The sequence below is a fragment of the Xanthomonas sp. 4461 genome, from assembly GCF_024806475.1.
GTDB lineage: Bacteria > Pseudomonadota > Gammaproteobacteria > Xanthomonadales > Xanthomonadaceae > Xanthomonas > Xanthomonas arboricola_F.
Map to the genome: position 1 here is coordinate 326727 of NZ_JANTYV010000003.1, position 19795 is coordinate 346521.

A 19795-nucleotide genomic window follows, 5' to 3' on the forward strand; every position below is an offset into this window, starting at 1 on the left:
TGGTCGCCGGTACGCGTGGCTGCCACTGCGGCCTGTGCCCGCTGCCAGCAACACGCATTCGCCGCTGCGGCGGCTGCACCGCCGTGCTCCAACGCCGGACCGATAGCGAGATGGAAGGCGCAGTCGCCACACCATACAGGCACGTGCTCATCGGGCCGCACCCCGACCGAACAGCTGGCGCAGCGCGGCATCGGCCGGCGCATCCAGGTAATGCACGGCATGCGCAATGCCGGCCGCTTGCCAGCGCGCCTGCCGCGCGCGCTGGGCCGCGGCGAAGCATTGCAGATAGTCCTCGCGCATGGCCGCGCCATCGCCCAGCAGTTCTTCGCCGGTTTCCGGGTCGCGAAAGCGGTGCCCGCCGCTGAATCGAAAATCGCGTTCGTCGCAGGTGAGCACCTGCAGCTGCAGCACTTCACGGCGCGCGGCCGCGAATTTTTCCAGTGCGCTCGCCAGCTCTTCATCGAACCCATCGCCGATGGACAGCAGCAGGTCGTGCGCGGCGATGCGTTCCCACAACGGCCGTAGCGCATCCAGCCCGGGCCAACGGCCGCCGGCGCGCAAGCCGTGCAAGGCCAGCCACAGCCGGTCGCGTTGGCGGCTGCCGACACCGGCCGGCACCGCGACCAAGCCGCCGCCATGCAGTGCATACAGGCCGACACGATCGCCTTGCTGCAGCGCCACTTCGGCCGCGCAGGCGGCCAGCGTCGCCATCGTGTGCAGGCGGGTGTGCGCCGGCCGCGCGCTGTCGGCCTGCCCGGCCGAGGCAGTGGCATCGAGCAGCAACCACAGCGTCAACGGGCTTTCGCGCTCGGCTTCGCGTACGAAGAAGCGATCCGAGCGTGCGTAGAGCTTCCAGTCGATCTGGCGCAGCGCATCGCCCGGCTCGTAGGCGCGGTACTGCGCAAATTCCAGCCCGGCGCCGCGGCTGCGGCTGGCCTGCTGGCCGATCCCGTGCGCGCCCTGCGCCTGACGCGCACGCAGCTGCAGGCCGCGCAGGCGGCTGCGCACATCGGCGGGGATCAGGGCCGGCAGCGGTGAGTGCATGGCGCTGCGCTCAGCTCGGGAACGGCACGGCGTGCAGCAGCGCGGCGATCACATCATCGGCACTGCGTTGTTCGGCTTCGGCAGCGAAGGACAGCAGCAGGCGATGCCGCATCACCGGCGCCGCAAGCGCCAGCACATCCTCGCGGGTGGCGGCGAGCCGGCCATGCAACAGCGCACGTGCCTTGGACGCGAGCACCAGCGACTGCCCCGCGCGCGGGCCGGCGCCCCACTTGATCCATTGCCGGACCTCATCGCTTGCCTGCGGGCCGGGCCGGCTGGCGCGCACCAGGCGATTGATCCAGGTCAGCAGATCCGCGCCCACATGCACTTGCCGCACATGCTGCTGCAGCGCCTGCACGCTGGCCGCGTCCATCACCTTGGGCACCTGTGCGCTGGCCGTGCCGGTGGTCTGGCTGAGGATGTCGCGCTCTTCCTGCTCGCTGGGGTAGTCCACGCGCACATGCAACAGGAAGCGATCCAGCTGCGCCTCCGGCAGCGGGTAGGTGCCGGCCTGCTCGATCGGGTTCTGCGTGGCCAGCACGAAGAACGGCGCCGGCAGCGCATAAGTGGTGCCGGCATAGCTGACGGTGCGCTCGCTCATCGCTTCCAGCAGCGCGGCCTGGGTCTTGGGCGGGGTGCGATTGAGTTCGTCGGCCAGCAGCAGGTTGGTGAAGATCGGCCCCTGCTGGAAGCGGAAATGCCGGTGGCCGGTGCCGTGGTCTTCTTCCAGCAACTCGGTGCCGAGAATGTCGCTGGGCATCAGGTCGGGGGTGAACTGCACGCGGCGAAACTGCAGCTCCAGCGCCTGCCCGAGCGAGCGCACCAGCAGCGTCTTGCCCAACCCGGGCGCGCCTTCCAGCAGGCAGTGGCCACCGGCGAGCAGGCCTATCAGCAGTTGCTCCACCACCGCGTCCTGTCCCACCACCGCCTGGGCCAGGGCTGCACGCAGCGCGCCGAGTTGGGAGAGCTGTGCGGTGAGGGTGTCGTCGCTGGGGGAAGTCATGGGGGAAGTCTCGTTATTTGGCTGCTGGCGTAGGAGCGCGCTTGCGCGCGATGCTTTACCGGTAAATCTTCGTCGCGCGCCAGCGCGCTCCTACAAAGGCGTGCGGGGCTGGTGAGTGCGACGGCGGACGGTTGGCGGTGGTGTCGTGTCTGGAAAGATCTCCCGCACTTCCTGTAGGAGCGCGCTTGCGCGCGATGTGGCGTTACCGGGAAGGCATCGCGCGCAAGCGCGCTCCTACATGATGGTTTCAGTTGGTCAATGCATACATCACGATGTTCACTGCGAACCGGGTGTTGTCTTCGGCCAGGAAGCGTTTGTTGCGCCAGTCGTAATCCCATTCGCAGCCGTAATCCTTGTTGCTGTAGAGCACTCCAAGGCGTCCGTCGATGCTGATGCCCTTGAGATAGTCGTGCACCAGATCGTCGCCCCATCCATTGAGCTCGAAGCTGGTCGCCGGCGGGCCATCCGGGAACTTGAAGAACGCGCTGTAGAGGCGGTGGCTGTTGGGCAATTTCTGCAGTGCGCTCTTGCCGAACAGCGCGGTCATCTGCGCCGCGAACGAGGTGGCGAACAAGCCATCGATATCGTGGTTGCAATCGTCCACGAACACGAAGCCGCCGTTGCGCACGTAGCGTTCGAAATTACGCCGCTCGGCGGGATTGAATTCCACCAGCTTGTGCCCGGACAGATAGCAGAACGGCGCCTGCAACATGCGCGGGTCGGCCAGATCGATGACGTGCTCTTGCGGGTCCACCCGCAGCTGCGTGTAGTCGATCAACGAGGTGATCAGGTTGGACGGCATACGCGCATCCACATCCCAATCTCCCGAGTCATACCGCAGCCGGGTAAACCAGAAATCGTAATTGCCTGCCGCCCGCGCCCGCCGCGGTAACGCCAACGCAGCGACGCTACCGAGCAGCAATCCAAGGACATGACGGCGAGTCGCGGGCGCCGCCAGTGCGTGTAGACCGGGAACGGGATGTGCAGGAAAAGCATCGGGCTGCGAAGAGATTGCTCCGCTCCCCCATTCCCGATTCCCCACTCCCGATTCCCGGCTCTCAGTCACACCGCATCCGACAACGAGGTAAACGTGAAATCACGCAGGCGCATCGGCGGGATCATCATCACGTAGCTGGATTCATCGCCGGCCACGCGCACCGGCCTGCCCAGCTCGTCGATATTGTTGAGCATGATGATCGGCGATTCGTTGAAGCGGAAATTCTTCACCGGGTACTTGATCTGCCCGTTCTCGATGTAGAAGGTGCCGTCGCGGGTCAGCCCGGTCAGCAGCACGGTCTGCGGGTCGACCATGCGGATGTACCAGGTGCGCGTGACCAGGATGCCCTTCTCGGTGCCGCGCACCAGTTCGGCGATGTTCTTCTCGCCGCCGGCCATCAGCAGATTGCCCGGCTCGCCGATCGCACGCTTGCCGTTCTTCTGCGCCCAGTAGCGCGAATACTGCAGGTTGGCGACCTTGCCGTTTTCCACGATGGACATCTTTTCGCGCGGCAGGCCTTCTTCGTCCCACGGCAGCACCGCTGCGCGCGCATCCCACGGGTCGGCGGTGATGTTCACGCGCGGGTCGTAAACCTGCTCGCCCAGCTTGTTGCCGCCGCCCTTCTTGGACAGGAAGCTGCGGCCCTCGTCGGCCATGCGCGCATCGAAGTAGCGCATCATGAAGGAGATCAATCCTGCCGCCGCCGCCGGCTCCAGGATCACCGTGTACTTGCCCGGTTCCAGCGCCTTGGCTTCGGCCGAATCGCTGGCCTTGCGCATGGCGATGCGGATGTCCTGCTCGGCCTTGAAGTCGGCGGCGTCCTTCAGGTTGCGCCCCACCCAGCCCGAGCCACGGCCGTCTTCGGTGCGCACGGTGCAGGTGTAGTCGAAGCGCGCGTCGCGCTGATAGCCGAAGTTGCCCTTGCTGTTGGCAAAGGCGGTAAAGCTCTGGCCATCTTCCAGAAAGCCGGCGGCGATCAGGCCCTTGCCCTTGCACGGAGCGATCGAATCGGCGGCGACCTGCGCGCGGAACGCCGGGTCGATGGCGGCGGTGGATTCGCTGAAGGTGGGGCTGGCGGTGTAGGTCTGCTTGTCGACGGCCGGCATGAACTCCGGGTTTTCAGGCGCCAGCCTTGCCAGATCTTCGGCGCGGCGCACCACGCGTTCCAGCGATGCATCGTCGAACTCGTTGATGGTGGCGATGCCCACGCGCTTGCCGAACGCCACCTGCACCTGCAGATCGGTGTTGTCGACGATGCCGCTGGTGGACACGTTGTTGAGTGCGAAACGGATATTGCCGTCGATGGTGCCGGTGAGCGTGGCGGTGCACTCGTCGGCCTTGGACAATTTGATGACCTTGTCCAGGATGGCCTTGGCCTGCGCTTCGGTAAGGATGCTCATGTGGGTTTCTCCTGTCAGCCGAGCGAGCGGGCGGTGTTGATGACGTTGATGCCGTCGAAACGGGCGGTGGACGAGCCATGCGAGACCGCCGAGGACTGGCTCGGCTGGCCCTTGCCGTCGAAGAACGAGCCGCCCAGGCGGTAGTCGCGTTGATCGGCCACCGCGCTGCAGGCGTTCCAGAATTCCGGCGTGCGGATCTGGTAGGCCACGTCCTCGAGCATGCGGGTGATCGCACCGTTCTTGATCTCGTAGAACAGCTGGCCGCCGAATTGCGCGTTGTAGCGCTGCTGGTCGATGGAGAACGAGCCATCGCCGATGATGTAGATGCCGTTTTCCACGTTCTTGATCAACTCGCTCACGCTCAACGGCGTCTTGCCGGCGGCCAGCGACACATTGGCCATGCGCTGGAACTGCACGCTCGACCACGAGTCCGCATAACAGCAACCATCAGAGGCGGTCTTGCCGAGGATATGCGCCTGGTCGCGAATGGCCTGGTAGTCCACCAGCTTGCCGTCGCGGATCAGATCCCACTGCTTGGTCTTGACGCCTTCATCGTCGTACCCCACCGCGCCCAGGCTACCGGGCTGGGTCTTGTCGGCCAGGATATGCACCTTGTCGCTGCCGTACTGGAAACCGGCCTTGAGCTTGTCCAGGGTGGCGAAACTGGTACCGGCGAAATTGGCCTCGTAGCCGAGCACGCGGTCCAGCTCCAGCGGGTGGCCCACCGACTCGTGGATGGTGAGCCAGGTGTGCGAGGGGTCCAGCACCAGATCGTACTTGCCCGGCTTCACCGATGGCGCCTTGAGCTTTTCCTGCGCCTGCTTGGCCGCGGCGATCGCGTCTTCCTTCATGTCGTAGGACAGGCCGTAATTGACCACGCCGTTGGGCGAGACGAACTTGCCCGAGGCGGCACCGTCCAGGTATTCGTAGCCCAGGCCCATCGGCGCAGACAGCCCGTCGCGGGTGCGGAACTTGCCGCTGGCCTTGTCGATGGCGGTGACGCTCAGTGGCGCCCAGATGCGGTGCACATCCTGGTCGATGTACGAGCCGTCGGTGCTGGCGAAATACTTCTGCTCGTTGACCACGAACAGCATCGAGTTGACGAAGTTGGCGCCGGCAGCGGTGGCGGCAGCGTTGACGCCCAGCAGCAGATCCACCTTGTCCTTGATCGGCACCTCCATCGCGTTCTTCTTGATCGGCGTCTTCCAGCTGACCTCGCCGACGCCCGGTGTGGGCGCCAGTTGCACCGGCGTGCCCTGCACCCTGGCATTGGCCTTGGCGATCGCGGCAGCCTGCGCCGCGGCCTTGGCCACGCCCTGTTCGGTGAGCTCGTTGGTGGCAGCAAAACCCCATGCTCCGCCCACGATCACGCGGATGCCGGCACCGATGGATTCGGTGTTGACCACGTTCTGTACCTTGTCTTCGCGGGTGATGACGAACTGCCGCAGATAGCGGCCGATGCGCACATCGCAATAGCTCGCTCCGGCCTGCCGCGCGGCATTGAGCCCGGCATCGGCCAGGCGCTTCTTGAGGCCGACATCGAAGGGCGTCAACAACTGCTCGGCGGCAATCGCCTTGCCGAAGTAGGCCGGCACGATCAGCCCACCCATGGTAAGCCCGGTCAGGGCAAGGAAATCACGTCGCTGCACGGCAACTCCCCAATAGTCCCGCGCGGCGCGCAGGTGGTCTGGTGACGCACAGATGGGTATCTGCACGGTATCGCCGATTCTTGCCGGGCGATGAACGCTGCGTCAAATGACTTTCGGCAGGGGTGCAGCGGCAATCGCTGTGCTCGTCTGAATCGATTGGCACAGCTATCTGCATGCAAGTCTGGCGAGCGGGGCTGGTTGCCTGCGATGGATGCTTCGCGCGGGAACATGTGGTGGATGTCGTGCATGCTCGCCCTATTCACGACGATGCGATGCCATCACGCTCAATAGCTGCTGCGCAGGTTCAGAGCGGCTGACAAACTGCGTGGGCGATCTGCGCGCTGGCTGCAGGGCCCTTGCCCGCCCACCATCGCGGGACACGCTGCAAGTACGTCCCTGTAAGCTCTTACGCGGCATCCATGCCGCGTAAGGTCCCGCGGCGGTGGGCGGGCAAGGGCCAGTCGAGAGTGTCGGTAAGCATAGTGAGAGCAAAGCATGACGTGCCTTGTTTGAAGAACGCCGCGGATCATCTTCGCAACGCAAGGCGATCAACCTGAGGCTTCAAAAAAAAGCAACCGACTCACTCTCTGGTGCGGTGTCCTCGCCGATTGCGGGACCGTGTGGCGGCATGGATGCCGCCACCGAGCCTACAGGGACGTACTTGCGGCGTGTCCCCCGAGCGGCGAGGGCACCGCGCCCTCGACTGACCAAGCTTTTGATCGCACCCAACAACGCTGCGAATCGACATCATGATGAGCCGCTCTCAGCCTAACGAACGCGCGGTATTGATCACGTTGATACCATCGAAGCGCGCCGTGGCCGAGCCATGCGACACTGCCGACACCTGGCTGGGTTGGCCCTTGCCATCGAAGAACGAGCCGCCCAGACGGAAGTCGCGCTCGTCGCACACCGCGCTGCAGGCGTTCCAGAATTCCGGCGTGCGAATCTGATAGGCGCCGTCTTCCACCAACCGCGTGACCTGGCCGTTCTCGATCTCGTAGAACAGCTGCCCGCCGAACTGGGCGTTGTAGCGCTGCTGATCGATCGAATACGAGCCGCGCCCGTGGATGTACAGCCCGCGCTCGACGTTCTTGATCATGTCCGCCACCGCCAGCGGCGTCTTGCCCGCAGCCAGCGACACATTGGGCATGCGCTGGAACTGCACGTTGGACCACGAGTCGGCGTAACTGCAGCCATCGGAGGCGGTCTTGCCGAGCAGATGCGCCTGATCGCGCGTGCATTGGTAGTCGACCAGGATGCCGTCCTTGACCAGGTCCCATTGCTTGGTCTTGACGCCCTCATCGTCGTAGCCCACCGCACCCAGGCTGCCTGGCTGCGTCTTGTCGGCGACGAACGTCACCGTGTCGCTGCCCCAGCGGAACTTCGCATCGCGCTTGTCCAGCGTGGCGAAACTGGTGCCGGCGTAGTTGGCCTCGTACCCGAGCACGCGATCGAGCTCGAGCGGGTGGCCGACCGACTCGTGGATGGTGAGAAACAGATTGCTCGGGTCGATCACCAGATCGTATTTGCCGGCCTTCACCGAGCGCGCGGTGAGCTTGGCGCGCGCCTGCTTTGCGGCGGCAATGGCGTCTTCGCGCGCATCGTAGCTTTTTCCATACCCGACAAGCCCGCCAGGTAGCGCGTGCTTCTCGCGCGCATCGCCGTCCAGATACTCGTAGCCCATGCCCATCGGCGAAGACAGCCCGTCGCGGGTGCGGAACTTGCCGCTGGCTTTGTCCACCGCAGTCACGGTGAAGGGCAGCCACAGCCGGTGCACATCCTGATCGATATAGGAGCCATCGCTGCTGGCGAAGTATTTTTGCTCGTTGATGGCAAACATGCGCGAGGCCACGAAGGTGGCGCCGGCGTTGAGCGCGGCCGCATTGACGTCCATCAGCAGCGCCACCTTGTCCTGCAGCGGTACTTCCATCGCATTCTTCTTGATCGGCGTGCGCCAGCGCACTTGCCCGGCCGCTGTCACGGGCGCCAGCTGCACCGGCGTACCACCCAGCCGCGCGTTGGCCTTGGCGATCGCCACCGCCTGGCGCGTGGCGGTGGCCACGCCATCGCTGGTAAGCGTGTTGGTGGCCGCAAACCCCCACGCGCCATCGGCCAGCACGCGCACGCCCACGCCGCTGGATTCGGCGTTGACCACGTTCTCCACCTGCGCCTCGCGGGTGATCACGAACTGGCGCAGATAACGGCCTACGCGCACATCGCAATAACTGGCACCGGCTGCCTTGGCGGTGCTCAGCGCGGTATCGGACAAGCGCCGGCTGCGCACGGCATCGTTGGGTGTGAGCAACTGTTCGGCAGCGATCAGGCGCGTGTTCGGCAACAGCAAGCCGGCAGCGCCGATGCCCGACAGGGTGAGGAAGGTACGACGGTCCACGGCGGTTCTCCGTTGAAGGCGAGCGGCACGACCCCCGCCGTGCCAGCCCCCGAGACTGGCCGGTGTGGGCGTTGGCGGTCAAGGGGGCAGCGCCGGCGGGCCGGCGCCCGCGTCCAGATCGCATGGTGCGTGGCGATACGATGCGGACACCGGGCGGCTGTCGAAAGGCGCGCCGACATGCGGGCAGCGGCAGCGCACGCATCGATCCAGATCTCTATGTACCGTTTGTGCACTTCTGCGTTGCGGCACATCGAAACGTCAAGCGCCGCAGCACAACCGAGCACGACCACTGGCGATGGCAGGCTGTATGCGCTGAGTGCATCAGCGTGCTGCCGTGTGCCGCAATCGCCGGTCCAGCAGATAGCCGAGCGCGCCGCCGACGGCGATGGGCAGCAGTGCATAGATCGGGATGAAGATCAGCGCCAGCGCCGACTGCGCGTCGGCACGCAGATCCAGCGTGGCGTGCGCCCAGGCCAGCGCACCGAAGCCCAACGCACAGGGGACAAGTAGCGAGATCGGACGCCGGTACAGGAAGCTGATGCCGAGCAGCGCGCCCCATGCAATCGCATTGAACGCGCCCAAGAGCAGCCAGGCGCCGATAGCCGTGTCGGTGTATTGCGCAAGCCATTCCACCCCGCGCGGCAGGCGCGCCGCGTAGGGTAGCAGCACACCAACCAGCACAATCATGAAACGGCAACTCCGCATGGTCATTCGCACGCCATCCCTGCTGGTAGGAACGAGGATGTTGGCTCTCGTCATCGCATCCGCGTGGTGAGACCAGTCACTTTTTAAAGTCGGTCGGACGTTCCAGCTGGTAGATCGACTCTCCCAGATCGTCCAGCTGCTTGGCGATGATCGCCTGGGCATCGTAGACGCCACGGTTGTAAAAGTAGGCTCCGACTTCTTCGGCAAAGAAATCGAGCAGGAACTCTGCATCGAAGCGTCCGATCTGCTGCTTCAGCTCCTCGCTGAAGTAAAGCTGGACCTTGCGGATGATCGCCGCCCGCTCGCCTTCGGTGAATTTGATATTGGTCATGGAGGCTCGGCGCAACGACGGTCTCGGGACGATTTGCATTGAGACACAGGCAGCTTGGCGCGACTGGTGCCTGTTGAACCCAACCGCTTGCCTGGTCGGTATCGAGATCGAGGCTTAGGTGGCAGCCGGCCAACGGGCAGGCCGGCCGGCCCGAATGTAGTCGAGGTATTCGGACTCGGCAATCCCAAGGTTGGTCCAGCGCGTGGGGTCCGCCGCCAGGGATGTGCTGGCATACATCACGGCAGAGGCAGCGTCCGCAAAAATGGCAGCAGGGGCGTCCGGTCCATCCGGATCGAAAGACATGAAGTCATACAGGTCCGAATGGTCCTGGCTGCCAATGTCCTCCACGTCATGAATCCACACCTCGATGGAGTCGTTTGCCGGGCGTAACTCGATATGGCGAATGTACGTTGCATCGACTGGGCTTTTTCCGAGGAACTGCTCGACCGACGTGTTGCGCCGTAACGTAGCTGGAATATCAACCGGTAAAAGATGTCGCATACGGCCTCCCTGCCTTCAAGCTACCGCTGCTCCAAAAATACATCGAGCCGCGCCGCTGTGCGGCGTGGCTCGACAGTGCTCACTTGGTCTGACTTGCCACGCGCTTGAAATACGCCGTGCGCATCATCGGGTTGCCGTCCTTGAAGTACGCTTCGATCTCGGTCATCACCTTGCCATCGGCGCTGACCGTATAAGTGCGTGTGGATGCCGGCAAGCCTTGATACATCAACTGCATGACCAGCACGCCGGGCTCGGGCATTTTGACTGCGGCACGATCGACCAGGTAGGTGCCGGATGCCTTGCCCGGCGTGCCGTCCAGCGACAGCGTGGATTGCGCCTGCAAGGTGTTGTTGTCGTGTTCGACGATCTCGGCGCTGGTGGCCCATTTGTTGCCGGGGACCTGTTTGAAATCCAGGACGACACGTTTGGGTCGTGCAGCAGGTGGCATCGGCAGGCTGCTGGTGTCCAGCAGCCAGGTTCCGACCAGCGGCGAGGTTGCGGTTGATGCGGAGAATGCGGGTGTGGCTTGCAACATGACGGCAGCCACCAGTGCAACACATGCGGTCTTCATGTGAACTCCCTGATCGATACGTGGTCCCTGCGGGCAGTCATGCGACTGTTCGCAAGGCACTGTGAGTAGATCAACTTCCCGTAGACCGTCCCACTCCGGCCCGATCGCGATACTCACCGCCTGGCGGCGGTGAGTCAACTCGCGGTACCAGGTGGCCGTTGGCGCAGTTCTCGCGCTCCAGCGCATCGCCAGCGGCGCAATCAGCATGCGTTCCATAAAAAGGCAGCCACACCGGGCAGGTGTCTCGCATCAATCAAGGTTGCTTGTCGCGCAAGCCGAAACCTCAGCCCTGCGCCTTGTCGAACCCAACGCGATACCGCGTCGCCTCGGTCACGTCATCGCGTGAGCCCAGGAACACCGGCACGCACTGGTGCCGTTATGCGGGCTGGATGTCCAGGATGCCTTCGTACCGTCCCAGTGGCGAGCTTCCATCATCAGACGTGTGCGGGCGGTCAGCATCACTGAGTCGGGCAAGGCTTGTTTCCCCATTGCCGCTTTGCAGCGCCGCGTCCCAGGACGGTCTGACAGTCTGCTGGTAAAGGCAGCTGGCAATTACGGCCCACAGCGGTGTGGCGATGTAGAACAATGCCGACCGCTTCACCAAAGGGCCGATGTTCTGCGGACCGACAAGCAGGTAAAGGCAAAGGCGGATCATCGCTGCGGTGATTGCCCGGTTAGTGCAGCATGGCGTGGGCGCGCGCACGCTTCAGCCAGATACCAAGTGCAAGACTGGCACGCCGAGAGCAAGAAATGCAGGCACGTCGACGACGAAAGAAATGAGTGAGAAGGCAGAAGGAAGAAAACAACATGCCTAACGCTCATCCCTGGCGTAAATAGACACCGCCATGCACAGGACGATGCCACTGAAAACCGATGCACTCAAGCAAGCGTAAATGGACACTTCCAAATCTTAAAGCCCGCGCTCACCATCCGCGCAACGGTCAGTAAGAGTGCCTTGTACTGAAGTGGCTTTGTCATCCCGGCCACTCGCACCGAAAGTTTTCGGAATCAACACACCAGCTCTCCAATGAGGATGCGGTCGCCGTCTTCAAGCCTGAAGTACACATCCTGCTTGGGGCATAGTAGGTCACCCGCACGAGCGATATGGATGTCCACAAGCGTAGGACCACCCTGTGTAGACGTGTACACAAAGTACTTGGGTTCCTCGCCTGTCTCAAACGGAACGTCCTCCCAGGAACCATCGTAAGGCACGATGCAAGCACCCTGGGAATCTGTATAAGCAGTCAATGCCTCTCCGAGAGTGACTGCGTCGGCAAGTACCGGGACAGGCGTGTTCACGACCACTGTCTCGCCCTGTTTGTGTACCAGCTTCATATCGCTGGACGGGCCGATGATCTCGATCATTTTCAACACTCCCCAAGCTGTTTGAGCCTTTATCAGCTCATTTCGATAATTCCGGCAGTCAGTGCTGACGGGGGCAAGGTTGATGGGTGATGCCAGCCACGTGTACACAGGCGGAAATCTACGGACAACGCCATTATATCGCCTCCGTCGCCAGTTGCTTTGTGCGCTGATAGACGCAGCTTGCGATTCCTGCCCAAAGCGATGGGAAAGCGACAAGTACCGCGATGGTGTCCCAGGAAGAAAAGGGTACTGAGGAGTGATGCATCAAGCGCAGGATCAACATGCTGCTTGCTGTGATTGCCGCTCCCGCAATTCCCGCACTGTAGGGATGTGCATGCTTCAGTCCAGGGAAAAAGTGCAGGAGTGGAACGCCTGCAAGGAAGAATGCGGGGGAGCCAATGCCAAACGAGAAAAAGCAGTAGTACAAGAAAAACGCACCGGCCGTCTCACTATCGCGTGACGTCGCCAGAATGAGAGTCAAACAAAGTCCGCTGAGAATCGTTGCCGCGACACATGAAAGAAGCACCGAGCCCAGAAAGATGAGAGTCACTTTTGCTGCGCGTGCGGCCGCGAAAAAGACGTGGGTCATGCCTGCTCTCGCGGTGCGGAAACAATATTTGCGCTCGGCAAGCGAGTTCTCCGATGAGGATGCGGTCGTCATGCGGCAATTGCCGCGTATGCCGCCAGGGTCTCTGAGCCTGCGCCTCTCTCAACAGCGGCGTGGCAATCAACGCCGTAAGTTCAGTTTACTGGCCTGTTACAGATGAGAATTCACTGGAGGGATCGATGATTTCTGGCAGTCGACACGCTTGCGAATACAAGGGAGGGGCACAAGATTTTTTTTCAGCTGCTGCGCGAATAAACACCAGGTCCGCTTCATGCTCTTGTAGAGTCTTCCACTTCTGCTCAACAGCGGACGTTCCGCAAAGTCGCGAATTTGGGGGGTGCTAATGAATCTGGAACTCAAGATTATTAACTAGCTGCACTTGGCCCCAGGTGAAATTGCATATGTAAGCTGTCAATGCGCCGTCCTTGCTTCCAGGTAGGCAGCCGCCACGAATTGTCGATTCCTCTGGGCCCTGTAAGGATAAGGGGAATTCAATCGATACGCTGCGGGAGACCTTGTGTTTGAGGACGACATCTTCCGCATAATCGTCGGCCAGCGTAAAAATCTCCAGGCCATCTACACGAAGCCTGAAATACATGTGATCGAAATTTGCGCCCTTGATAAGGCACATTTCTGAGGTGTGGTCTTCTGGTAGCTTCTGCGACTTGCACTCTGGTGCCGACAACTGTTTAGCTGGTTGCGCCGCCATCAATCTGGCTACTTGATACTTGGTCAACTGCTGGCCAAGTCTGCGATGCTCACGACGCTGGTCCATGAGAGCCAAACACTCTTGCTCAGACTGGGGGTTGGCAGCTTTGAGCTGGTTTGCGCTGCCGCTGATCGCTTCTTCTAGCTGGGTGGCGATGGGCGACTTTCCATTCTTCAAAATAGCGATAACTTCGTTGGTCGCTGCCGTTGGTGTGATATTTTTTCGATCCACCAAGAACGCTACTCCGAGTTTAAGAGACTCGACGTCGACAGGAGGCGTCTTGGTCAGGCTCGCGTATTCGGATTTATACTTCAATGACTGGTTGCAGTCATATGCAAAAGCCGGCGAAGCAAAAAAAGCAACGCATAAAAGTGCGTATAGGTGTTTCATCGACCGTCCAATGGTGTATAGGCAATAAAATGCTAGCAACGCTGAGGCTGGCCGTCCATAGAGGGCAGCGTTGAGCTTGCGTCAAGACACGTAAAATAGTGAAGTCATCTCGCAGTAAACGAGCGGGTCACCCGCGCGAGGCGGGCGACCCACTTGTCGCACAAGTGAGTGCCCGATACAACCTCAGCCCTGCGCCTTGTCGAACTCAACGTGATATCGCGTGGCCTCGTTGACTTCGTTCTTCGAGCCCAAAAATACCGGTACGCGCTGGTGCAGCTGCGTGGGCTGGATGTCCAGAATGCGCTCGCGCCCGGTGGTCGCCGCGCCGCCGGCTTGCTCGACCAGCATGCTCATCGGGTTGGCTTCGTACATCAGGCGCAGCTTGCCCGGCTTGGATGCGTCCTTCTTGTCCCAGGGGTAGATGAAGATGCCGCCGCGGGTGAGGATGCGGTGCACGTCGGCGACCATGCTGGCGATCCAGCGCATGTTGAAGTCCTTGCCGCGGCTGCCGTCCTTGCCCGCCAGCAGATCGCCCGCGTAGGACTGCATGGCCGGTTCCCAGTGGCGCTGGTTGGACATGTTGATGGCGTATTCGGCGGTGTCCTCGGGCACGCGCATGTTGGCCTGGGTCAGCAGGAAGCTGCCTTCCTCGCGCTCCAGGGTGAAGGCGTGGGTACCGTGGCCCAGTGTGAGCACCAGCATCGTGCTGGGGCCGTAGATGCAGTAGCCGGCGGCCACCTGTTGCGTGCCCGGCTGCAGGAAGTGCTCGTCGCCGGGCTTTTCGGTGCCCTTGGGCGCGCGCAGCACCGAGAAGATGGTGCCGACCGAGACGTTGACGTCGATGTTGGAGCTGCCGTCCAGCGGGTCGAACAGCAGCAGGAAGTCGCCGCTGGGATACTGGTCGGGCACCGGCTGGCTGTGGTCCATTTCTTCGGAAGCGCACGCAGCCAGATGGCCGCCCCAGGCATTGGCTTCCAGCAGGATGTCGTTGCTGAGCACGTCGAGCTTCTTCTGCGCCTCGCCCTGCACGTTGCCGGTGCCGGCATCGCCGAGCACGCCGCCCAGGGCGCCCTTGCTCACGGCAATGGAAATGCGCTTGCAGGCGCGCGAGACGATGGTGATCAGCTGGCGCAATTCCGCATCGATACGGCCGGCGTGTTGTTCTTCGATCAGGAAGCGGGTCAGCGAGGGACGCGACATGGGGGCGGGCAGCCTGTGTAGGAAGTGGGCGGCTATTGTCGCCATTGCGCCGTTAGATTTCGATCACTTGCTGCGCGTTTTGCAGCGTGATTGATCGAACGTGCGCGAATGGGGGATGGTGGTGGGTCAGCGATGGTTGCGCTGCGCTTGCCCCCATCCGCCCTTCGGGCACCTTCCCCCGCAGGCGGGGGAAGGGAGCGTTGCCGGTGCGTGGGTGGCGGGTTGGCGATGGTGGCGCTGGGTTTGCCCCCATCCGCCCTTCGGGCACCTTCCCCCGCAGGCGGTTGAAGGGAGCGTTGCCGGTGCGTGGGTGGTGGTGGGTTGGCGATGGTGGCGCTGCGCTTGCCTCGATCCGCTCTTCGGGCAGCTTCCCCCGCAGGCGGGGGGAAGGGAGCGTTGCCGGTGCGTGGGTGGTGGTGGGTCAGCGATGGTTGCGCTGCGCTTGCCCCGATCCGCGCTTCGGGCGCCTTCCCCCGCAGGCGGGGGGAAGGGAGCGTTGCCGGTGCGTGGGTGGTGGTGGGTCAGCGATGGTTGCGCTGCGCTTGCCTCGATCCGCCCTTCGGGCACCTTCCCCCGCAGGCGGGGGAAGGACGCGGCGAGGGCAGGGGAGCGAGCGGCGGCTGCGCGCACAAAAAAACCGGGAGGCTGGCGCGCTCCCGGTTTGCTGGTATTGGCCGGTGTGGCCGATCGCGATGCGGTTGCTTACATCCGGCTGACGGTCGCCACCGCCTGCGCCACGTAGTCCAGGTTGCGCTGGCTCAGTGCGGCCACGCAGATGCGGCCGGTGCCCACGGCGTAGATGGCGAACTCTTCGCGCAGGCGGTCCACCTGGGTCCTGGTCAGGCCCGAGTACGAGAACATGCCGGCCTGGCGCTGGATGAACTCGAACTCCGGCGCGCCCAGCGTGGCCAGCTTGGCCACCAGGCCCGCACGCAGGGCGTGGATGCGCTCGCGCATCTCGGTCAGCTCCTGCTCCCACAGATCGCGCAGCTCCGGGCTGGTCAGCACGCCGGCCACCAGGGCGGCGCCGTGCGTGGACGGGCTGGAGTAGATCGTGCGGATGATGCGCTTGACCTGCGATTGCACGGCCTTGGCTTCGGCCGCAGTGGCCGAGACCACCGACAGCGCGCCCACGCGCTCGCCGTACAGCGAGAACGACTTGGAGTACGAACTGGCGACCACGTAGCTGTCGATGCCTTCGGCGGCGAGCAGGCGCACCGCGTAGGCATCGGCCTCGATGCCCTTGTCGAAGCCCTGGTAGGCGATATCGACGAACGGGAACAGGTTGCGTTCCTTCAACAGCCCGGCAACCTGCTTCCACTGTTCCTTGCTCAGGTCGGCGCCGGTCGGGTTGTGGCAGCAGGCGTGCAGCAGTACCACCGTGCCCGGCTCCAGCCTGGCCAAGTCGGCCAGCATGCCGTCGAAGTTCAGCCCATGGCTGGCGGCATCGAAATAGGTGTAGTCCACCACCTCGAAGCCGGCCGCGCCGAACACGGCGCGATGGTTTTCCCAACTCGGGTTGCTGATGGCGATGGTGGAGGTGGGCAGTAGTTTCTTGAGCAGGTCCGCGCCCACGCGCAGGGCGCCGCTGCCGCCGACGGTCTGCGAGGTCGCCACGCGGCCGGAGGCCACCAGTGCCGACTCGGTGCCGAACAGCAGCTCCTGGGTGGCCTTGTCGTAGGCGGCCAGGCCGTCGATGGGCAGGTAGCCGCGCGGTTTGGCCTCGAGCGCGAGCTGCTGCTCGATCTTGTGCACGGCGCGCAACAGCGGGATGCGCCCGTTCTCGTCGTAATAGATGCCCACGCCCAGGTTGACCTTGTTGGGGCGGCTGTCGGCGTTGTAAGCCTCGGTCAGGCCCAGGATGGGGTCGCCTGGAACCTGTTCCACGTTTGCAAAGAAGGACACGGCATGACTCGCTGAAGGACGAAAGAGTGAGGGACTTCCGGATGCTCGGCCGCGGCTGGGCCAAACCACTTCATCGTAGCAGCCCATGGCCGGCGTAGCATGCTTCGTTCCGTACGCAACGATGCGGCCACAGTACGGATGAGGGACACTACGCCCATGCCCAGACTGACCTTGTTGGCCGCCGCCTGCGGCCTGTTCGCCACGAGCGCCGCGTCGCCCGTCCTGGCCGCCGATGCGGCGCCGCCCGCCTCCCCACCGATCCAGCGCTTGCCCACCGTGCAGGTGGACGCCGCGCGTGTGCGCGGGGTGGACGACTTCGACCTGCCGGCCTCCTTCACCGTGGTGGCAGCCGACGATGACAACCGCCGCGGCGCGCAAGTGTCCGAGCTGCTGGACGGCATCCCCGGCCTGGTGGCGCGCGATCGCCAGAACTACGCGCAGGACACCCAGCTGTCGATCCGCGGCTTCGGTGCGCGTTCCACCTTCGGCGTGCGCGGCGTGCGCCTGCTGGTCGACGGCATCCCGGCCAGCATGCCCGATGGCCAGGGCCAGCTCTCGCACTTCAACGTGCTGGGCGCCGAGCGGGTGGAAGTGCTGCGCGGCCCGTTTTCGGCGCTGTACGGCAACTCCTCCGGCGGCGTGCTGCAGCTGTGGAGCGCCGACGGCGCGCCGGGCGACCCGTGGCGGCTGCGCGCCACCTACGGCAGCAACGCCACCGTCAACACGGGTGCGCAATTGCTCGGCCAGCAGGGCGCGGTGCACTACAACCTGGCGGCTAATCATTTCGAAACCGACGGCTTCCGCGCCCATAGCCGCGCAAAGCGCGATTCGGTCAACGCCAAGCTGGGCTTCGACCTGGCGCCCGGCAGCCGGCTGGACCTGGTGCTCAACTATTTGGACGCGCCCGATGCGCAGGACCCGCTGGGCCTGACCCGCGCGCAGTTCAATGCCGACCCGGCGCAGGCCACGGCAGTGGCCACCCAGTTCAACACCCGCAAATCGGTGCGCCAATCGCAGGCCGGGGCGATCTTCACCCAGCAGTTCGACAGCCAGACGGTGCGGCTGATGGCCTATGGCGGGCAGCGCAGCGTGGAGCAGTTCCTGGCGGTGCCGATAGCGGTGCAGCGCAATCCGCTGCATTCGGGCGGGGTGATCGATCTGGACAGCAATTACGAAGGTGCCGACGCGCGTTGGGCCTGGCAAGGCGAGGCCCTGGGCCGGCCCTTGCAGCTGACCGTGGGCGCAAACGTGGATCGTCAACGCCAGCACCGCACCGGCTACGAGAATTTCGTCGGCACCACGCTGGGCGTGCAGGGCGCGCTGCGCCGCAATCAGCGCGACCAGGTCGAGAACGTGGATCAGTTTGCGCAGGCCTGGTGGCAGTGGAGCGAGCGCTGGTCGGCATTGCTGGGCGTGCGGCATAGCCAGGTGCGTTTCCGCTCGGACGACCATTACATCGTGGGCCGCAATCCCGACGACAGCGGGCGGCGCGATTATTCGGCCACCACGCCGGTAGCCGGCATCGTGTTCCGCGCCACCGACGATCTGCGTTTTTACGCCTCGGCTGGACGCGGCTTCGAAACGCCAACCTTCAACGAGCTGGGGTACCGCAACGACGGCGGCGCGGGTCTGGCGCTGGACCTGGGCTCGGCCACCAGCCGCAACTACGAGGTCGGCAGCAAGTGGCGCGCCCAGAGCGGCGCGGCGCTGCAGCTGGCGTTGTTTCGCGCAGACACCGACGACGAGCTGGCAGTGGCCAGCAACACCAACGGCCGAAGCACCTATCGCAACATCGGCGCCACCCGCCGCCAGGGCGCGGAGCTGAGCTGGAATCAACCAGTGGGCGCCACCCAGCAGTTGCAGCTGGCCTATACCTTCGTCGATGCCACAGTGCGCGATGGCTATCTCACCTGCGCCAGCAGCGGCTGCGCCACGCCCACCGCGCCAGTGGCGAGCGGGTCGCGCCTGCCCGGCGTGCCGCGTCAGCAGCTGTTTGCGCGCTGGCAGTGGCAGCCGTTGCAATGGCAGTTCGCCGCCGAAACGGTGGCCTCCGATGCCACCGTGGTCAACGACCTGGCCACCGAGCACGCGCCCGGCTACGCGCTGGTCAACCTGGAAGCCTCCCGGCGCTGGACCACCAAGCTGGGCGGGCTGCGTACCTTCGCCCGCATCGACAATGCGCTGGACCGTGAGTATGTCGGCTCGGTGATCGTCAACGACGGCAACGGGCGCTATTACGAACCCGGCCCGGACCGCACCTACACGGTCGGCCTGCAATGGGATTTTGGCGGCTGAGCCACCTGCAGGCGGGGCGCGTTCAACAACGCGCGCCCGCCACCGTAGGAGCGCACCCTGGCGCGACAAAGCCGTCCAGCCAACGCGCGCATCGCCACGCGGCGGCACAACAGCATGCGGATGTCTCTCCAACAACCGGTCGGCCTGTAATGGAAGTTCGGCGGCGAATCCGGCCGCATGCGGCGCACGTTCAACAACGCGCGCCCGTCACCGTAGGAGCGCACCCGGGCGCGACAAAGCCGTCCCGCTAACCCATGGTTTGCCATCGACACGCCCCACCTGTGCCCACCACGCAAGGCCCCACCATGATCGTCGTCGATCACGCCACCGCAGACTGGTTTTTGCTGCGCGAGGACAACCGCTACTGGCTGGACATCAACTGCACGATCTCGGCCACAGGCGTTTCGCTCCTGCTGCCGTTGAACGCAACCGAGCAGGCCGACGTGCTGGCAGACAGACATGCCGCCTGCGCACGACTTGCCGCGCAGGTGCAAAGGCAGCCGTACGCCTTTGTCGCGCGCGATGTAAGCGCCAGTCATGGTGCGCAGGTCAGCGCCGCCGTGCAAGCGTGGCGCGCGGCAGACACCCGCACCGCTGGTACATGAGCGCGCATCGCGCCGGGCAAACTGGTCGCGTTGTTCATTGAGTGTCGCTGCAATGCGCCGCACCCTGCAGCAGTGACTGTGCGCAATACGATGCACTAAGCTTGCAGGCGCATTCCCCGCATAAGG

The 19795-nt window shown here is 63.9% G+C and carries 17 protein-coding genes and 1 pseudogene; 2 read left to right on the forward strand and 16 right to left on the reverse strand.

The annotated features are described in order from the left end of the window. Positions 1-147: 147 nt before the first annotated feature. The 16 genes and pseudogenes from FHY19_RS13705 to FHY19_RS13780 form a co-directional block, all read right to left on the reverse strand. Positions 148-1044, reverse strand: coding sequence for a DUF58 domain-containing protein (locus FHY19_RS13705; RefSeq protein ID WP_259166670.1), 897 nt, complete (start codon positions 1042-1044; stop codon positions 148-150). A gap of 10 nt (positions 1045-1054) precedes the next feature. Further along, positions 1055-2047: a MoxR family ATPase gene (locus tag FHY19_RS13710; RefSeq protein WP_259166671.1), complete on the reverse strand. Its 993-nt coding sequence runs from the start codon at positions 2045-2047 to the stop codon at positions 1055-1057. A 247-nt stretch (positions 2048-2294) separates the two neighbouring features. Further along, the gene (locus tag FHY19_RS13715) at positions 2295-3113 is read right to left on the reverse strand and encodes a DUF4159 domain-containing protein (protein WP_259166673.1); all 819 of its coding nucleotides are present in this window, start codon (positions 3111-3113) and stop codon (positions 2295-2297) included. Next, complete coding sequence (locus FHY19_RS13720; protein WP_259159247.1) at positions 3110-4444, reverse strand: TldD/PmbA family protein; 1335 nt, start codon at positions 4442-4444, stop codon at positions 3110-3112. Before FHY19_RS13720 ends, FHY19_RS13715 begins: the two co-directional genes overlap by 4 nt. A gap of 14 nt (positions 4445-4458) precedes the next feature. Further along, positions 4459-6093 carry a TldD/PmbA family protein gene (locus tag FHY19_RS13725; RefSeq protein WP_259166675.1) on the reverse strand — a complete coding sequence of 545 codons (1635 nt, stop codon included), beginning with the start codon at positions 6091-6093 and terminating at the stop codon, positions 4459-4461. A 763-nt stretch (positions 6094-6856) separates the two neighbouring features. Then, the gene (locus FHY19_RS13730; RefSeq protein ID WP_259166677.1) at positions 6857-8485 is read right to left on the reverse strand and encodes a TldD/PmbA family protein; all 1629 of its coding nucleotides are present in this window, start codon (positions 8483-8485) and stop codon (positions 6857-6859) included. Positions 8486-8806: 321 nt separating this feature from the next. Next, entirely contained in the window at positions 8807-9196 is a 390-nt protein-coding gene (locus FHY19_RS13735; RefSeq protein ID WP_259166679.1) for a hypothetical protein, read from the reverse strand. Positions 9197-9266: 70 nt separating this feature from the next. Then, the gene (locus FHY19_RS13740) at positions 9267-9521 is read right to left on the reverse strand and encodes a DUF2164 domain-containing protein (RefSeq protein ID WP_114996586.1); all 255 of its coding nucleotides are present in this window, start codon (positions 9519-9521) and stop codon (positions 9267-9269) included. Between the two features lie 114 nt (positions 9522-9635). Beyond that, positions 9636-10022 (reverse strand): hypothetical protein, encoded by a 387-nt coding sequence (locus FHY19_RS13745; RefSeq protein WP_259166680.1) that lies wholly within the window; start codon positions 10020-10022, stop codon positions 9636-9638. A gap of 79 nt (positions 10023-10101) precedes the next feature. Beyond that, on the reverse strand, positions 10102-10569 hold the full coding sequence (locus FHY19_RS13750; RefSeq protein WP_259166950.1) for a LuxR family transcriptional regulator: 468 nt from the start codon (positions 10567-10569) through the stop codon (positions 10102-10104). 307 nt (positions 10570-10876) lie between these two features. After that, a pseudogene (locus FHY19_RS13755) lies at positions 10877-10999 on the reverse strand (fructose-bisphosphatase class I); the annotation flags it as partial. Between the two features lie 602 nt (positions 11000-11601). After that, on the reverse strand, positions 11602-11958 hold the full coding sequence (locus tag FHY19_RS13760) for a hypothetical protein (protein WP_153064750.1): 357 nt from the start codon (positions 11956-11958) through the stop codon (positions 11602-11604). 133 nt (positions 11959-12091) lie between these two features. After that, the gene (locus FHY19_RS13765) at positions 12092-12619 is read right to left on the reverse strand and encodes a hypothetical protein (RefSeq protein ID WP_259166681.1); all 528 of its coding nucleotides are present in this window, start codon (positions 12617-12619) and stop codon (positions 12092-12094) included. Between the two features lie 286 nt (positions 12620-12905). Continuing rightward, a complete protein-coding gene (locus FHY19_RS13770) occupies positions 12906-13664 on the reverse strand; it encodes a hypothetical protein (RefSeq protein WP_259166682.1) in 759 nt (252 codons plus the stop codon). Positions 13665-13847: 183 nt separating this feature from the next. Then, positions 13848-14864, reverse strand: a complete 1017-nt coding sequence (locus FHY19_RS13775; protein ID WP_259159253.1) for a class 1 fructose-bisphosphatase — start codon at positions 14862-14864, stop codon at positions 13848-13850. A 702-nt stretch (positions 14865-15566) separates the two neighbouring features. Then, positions 15567-16769: an amino acid aminotransferase gene (locus tag FHY19_RS13780; RefSeq protein WP_259166684.1), complete on the reverse strand. Its 1203-nt coding sequence runs from the start codon at positions 16767-16769 to the stop codon at positions 15567-15569. A gap of 156 nt (positions 16770-16925) precedes the next feature. Here FHY19_RS13780 and FHY19_RS13785 point away from each other — a divergent pair, with 156 nt between their 5' ends. Both FHY19_RS13785 and FHY19_RS13790 read left to right on the forward strand, forming a co-directional pair. Then, the gene (locus tag FHY19_RS13785; protein WP_259166686.1) at positions 16926-19064 is read left to right on the forward strand and encodes a TonB-dependent receptor; all 2139 of its coding nucleotides are present in this window, start codon (positions 16926-16928) and stop codon (positions 19062-19064) included. 305 nt (positions 19065-19369) lie between these two features. Further along, positions 19370-19669 (forward strand): hypothetical protein, encoded by a 300-nt coding sequence (locus tag FHY19_RS13790; RefSeq protein ID WP_259166689.1) that lies wholly within the window; start codon positions 19370-19372, stop codon positions 19667-19669. The last annotated feature ends 126 nt before the right edge of the window (positions 19670-19795 follow it).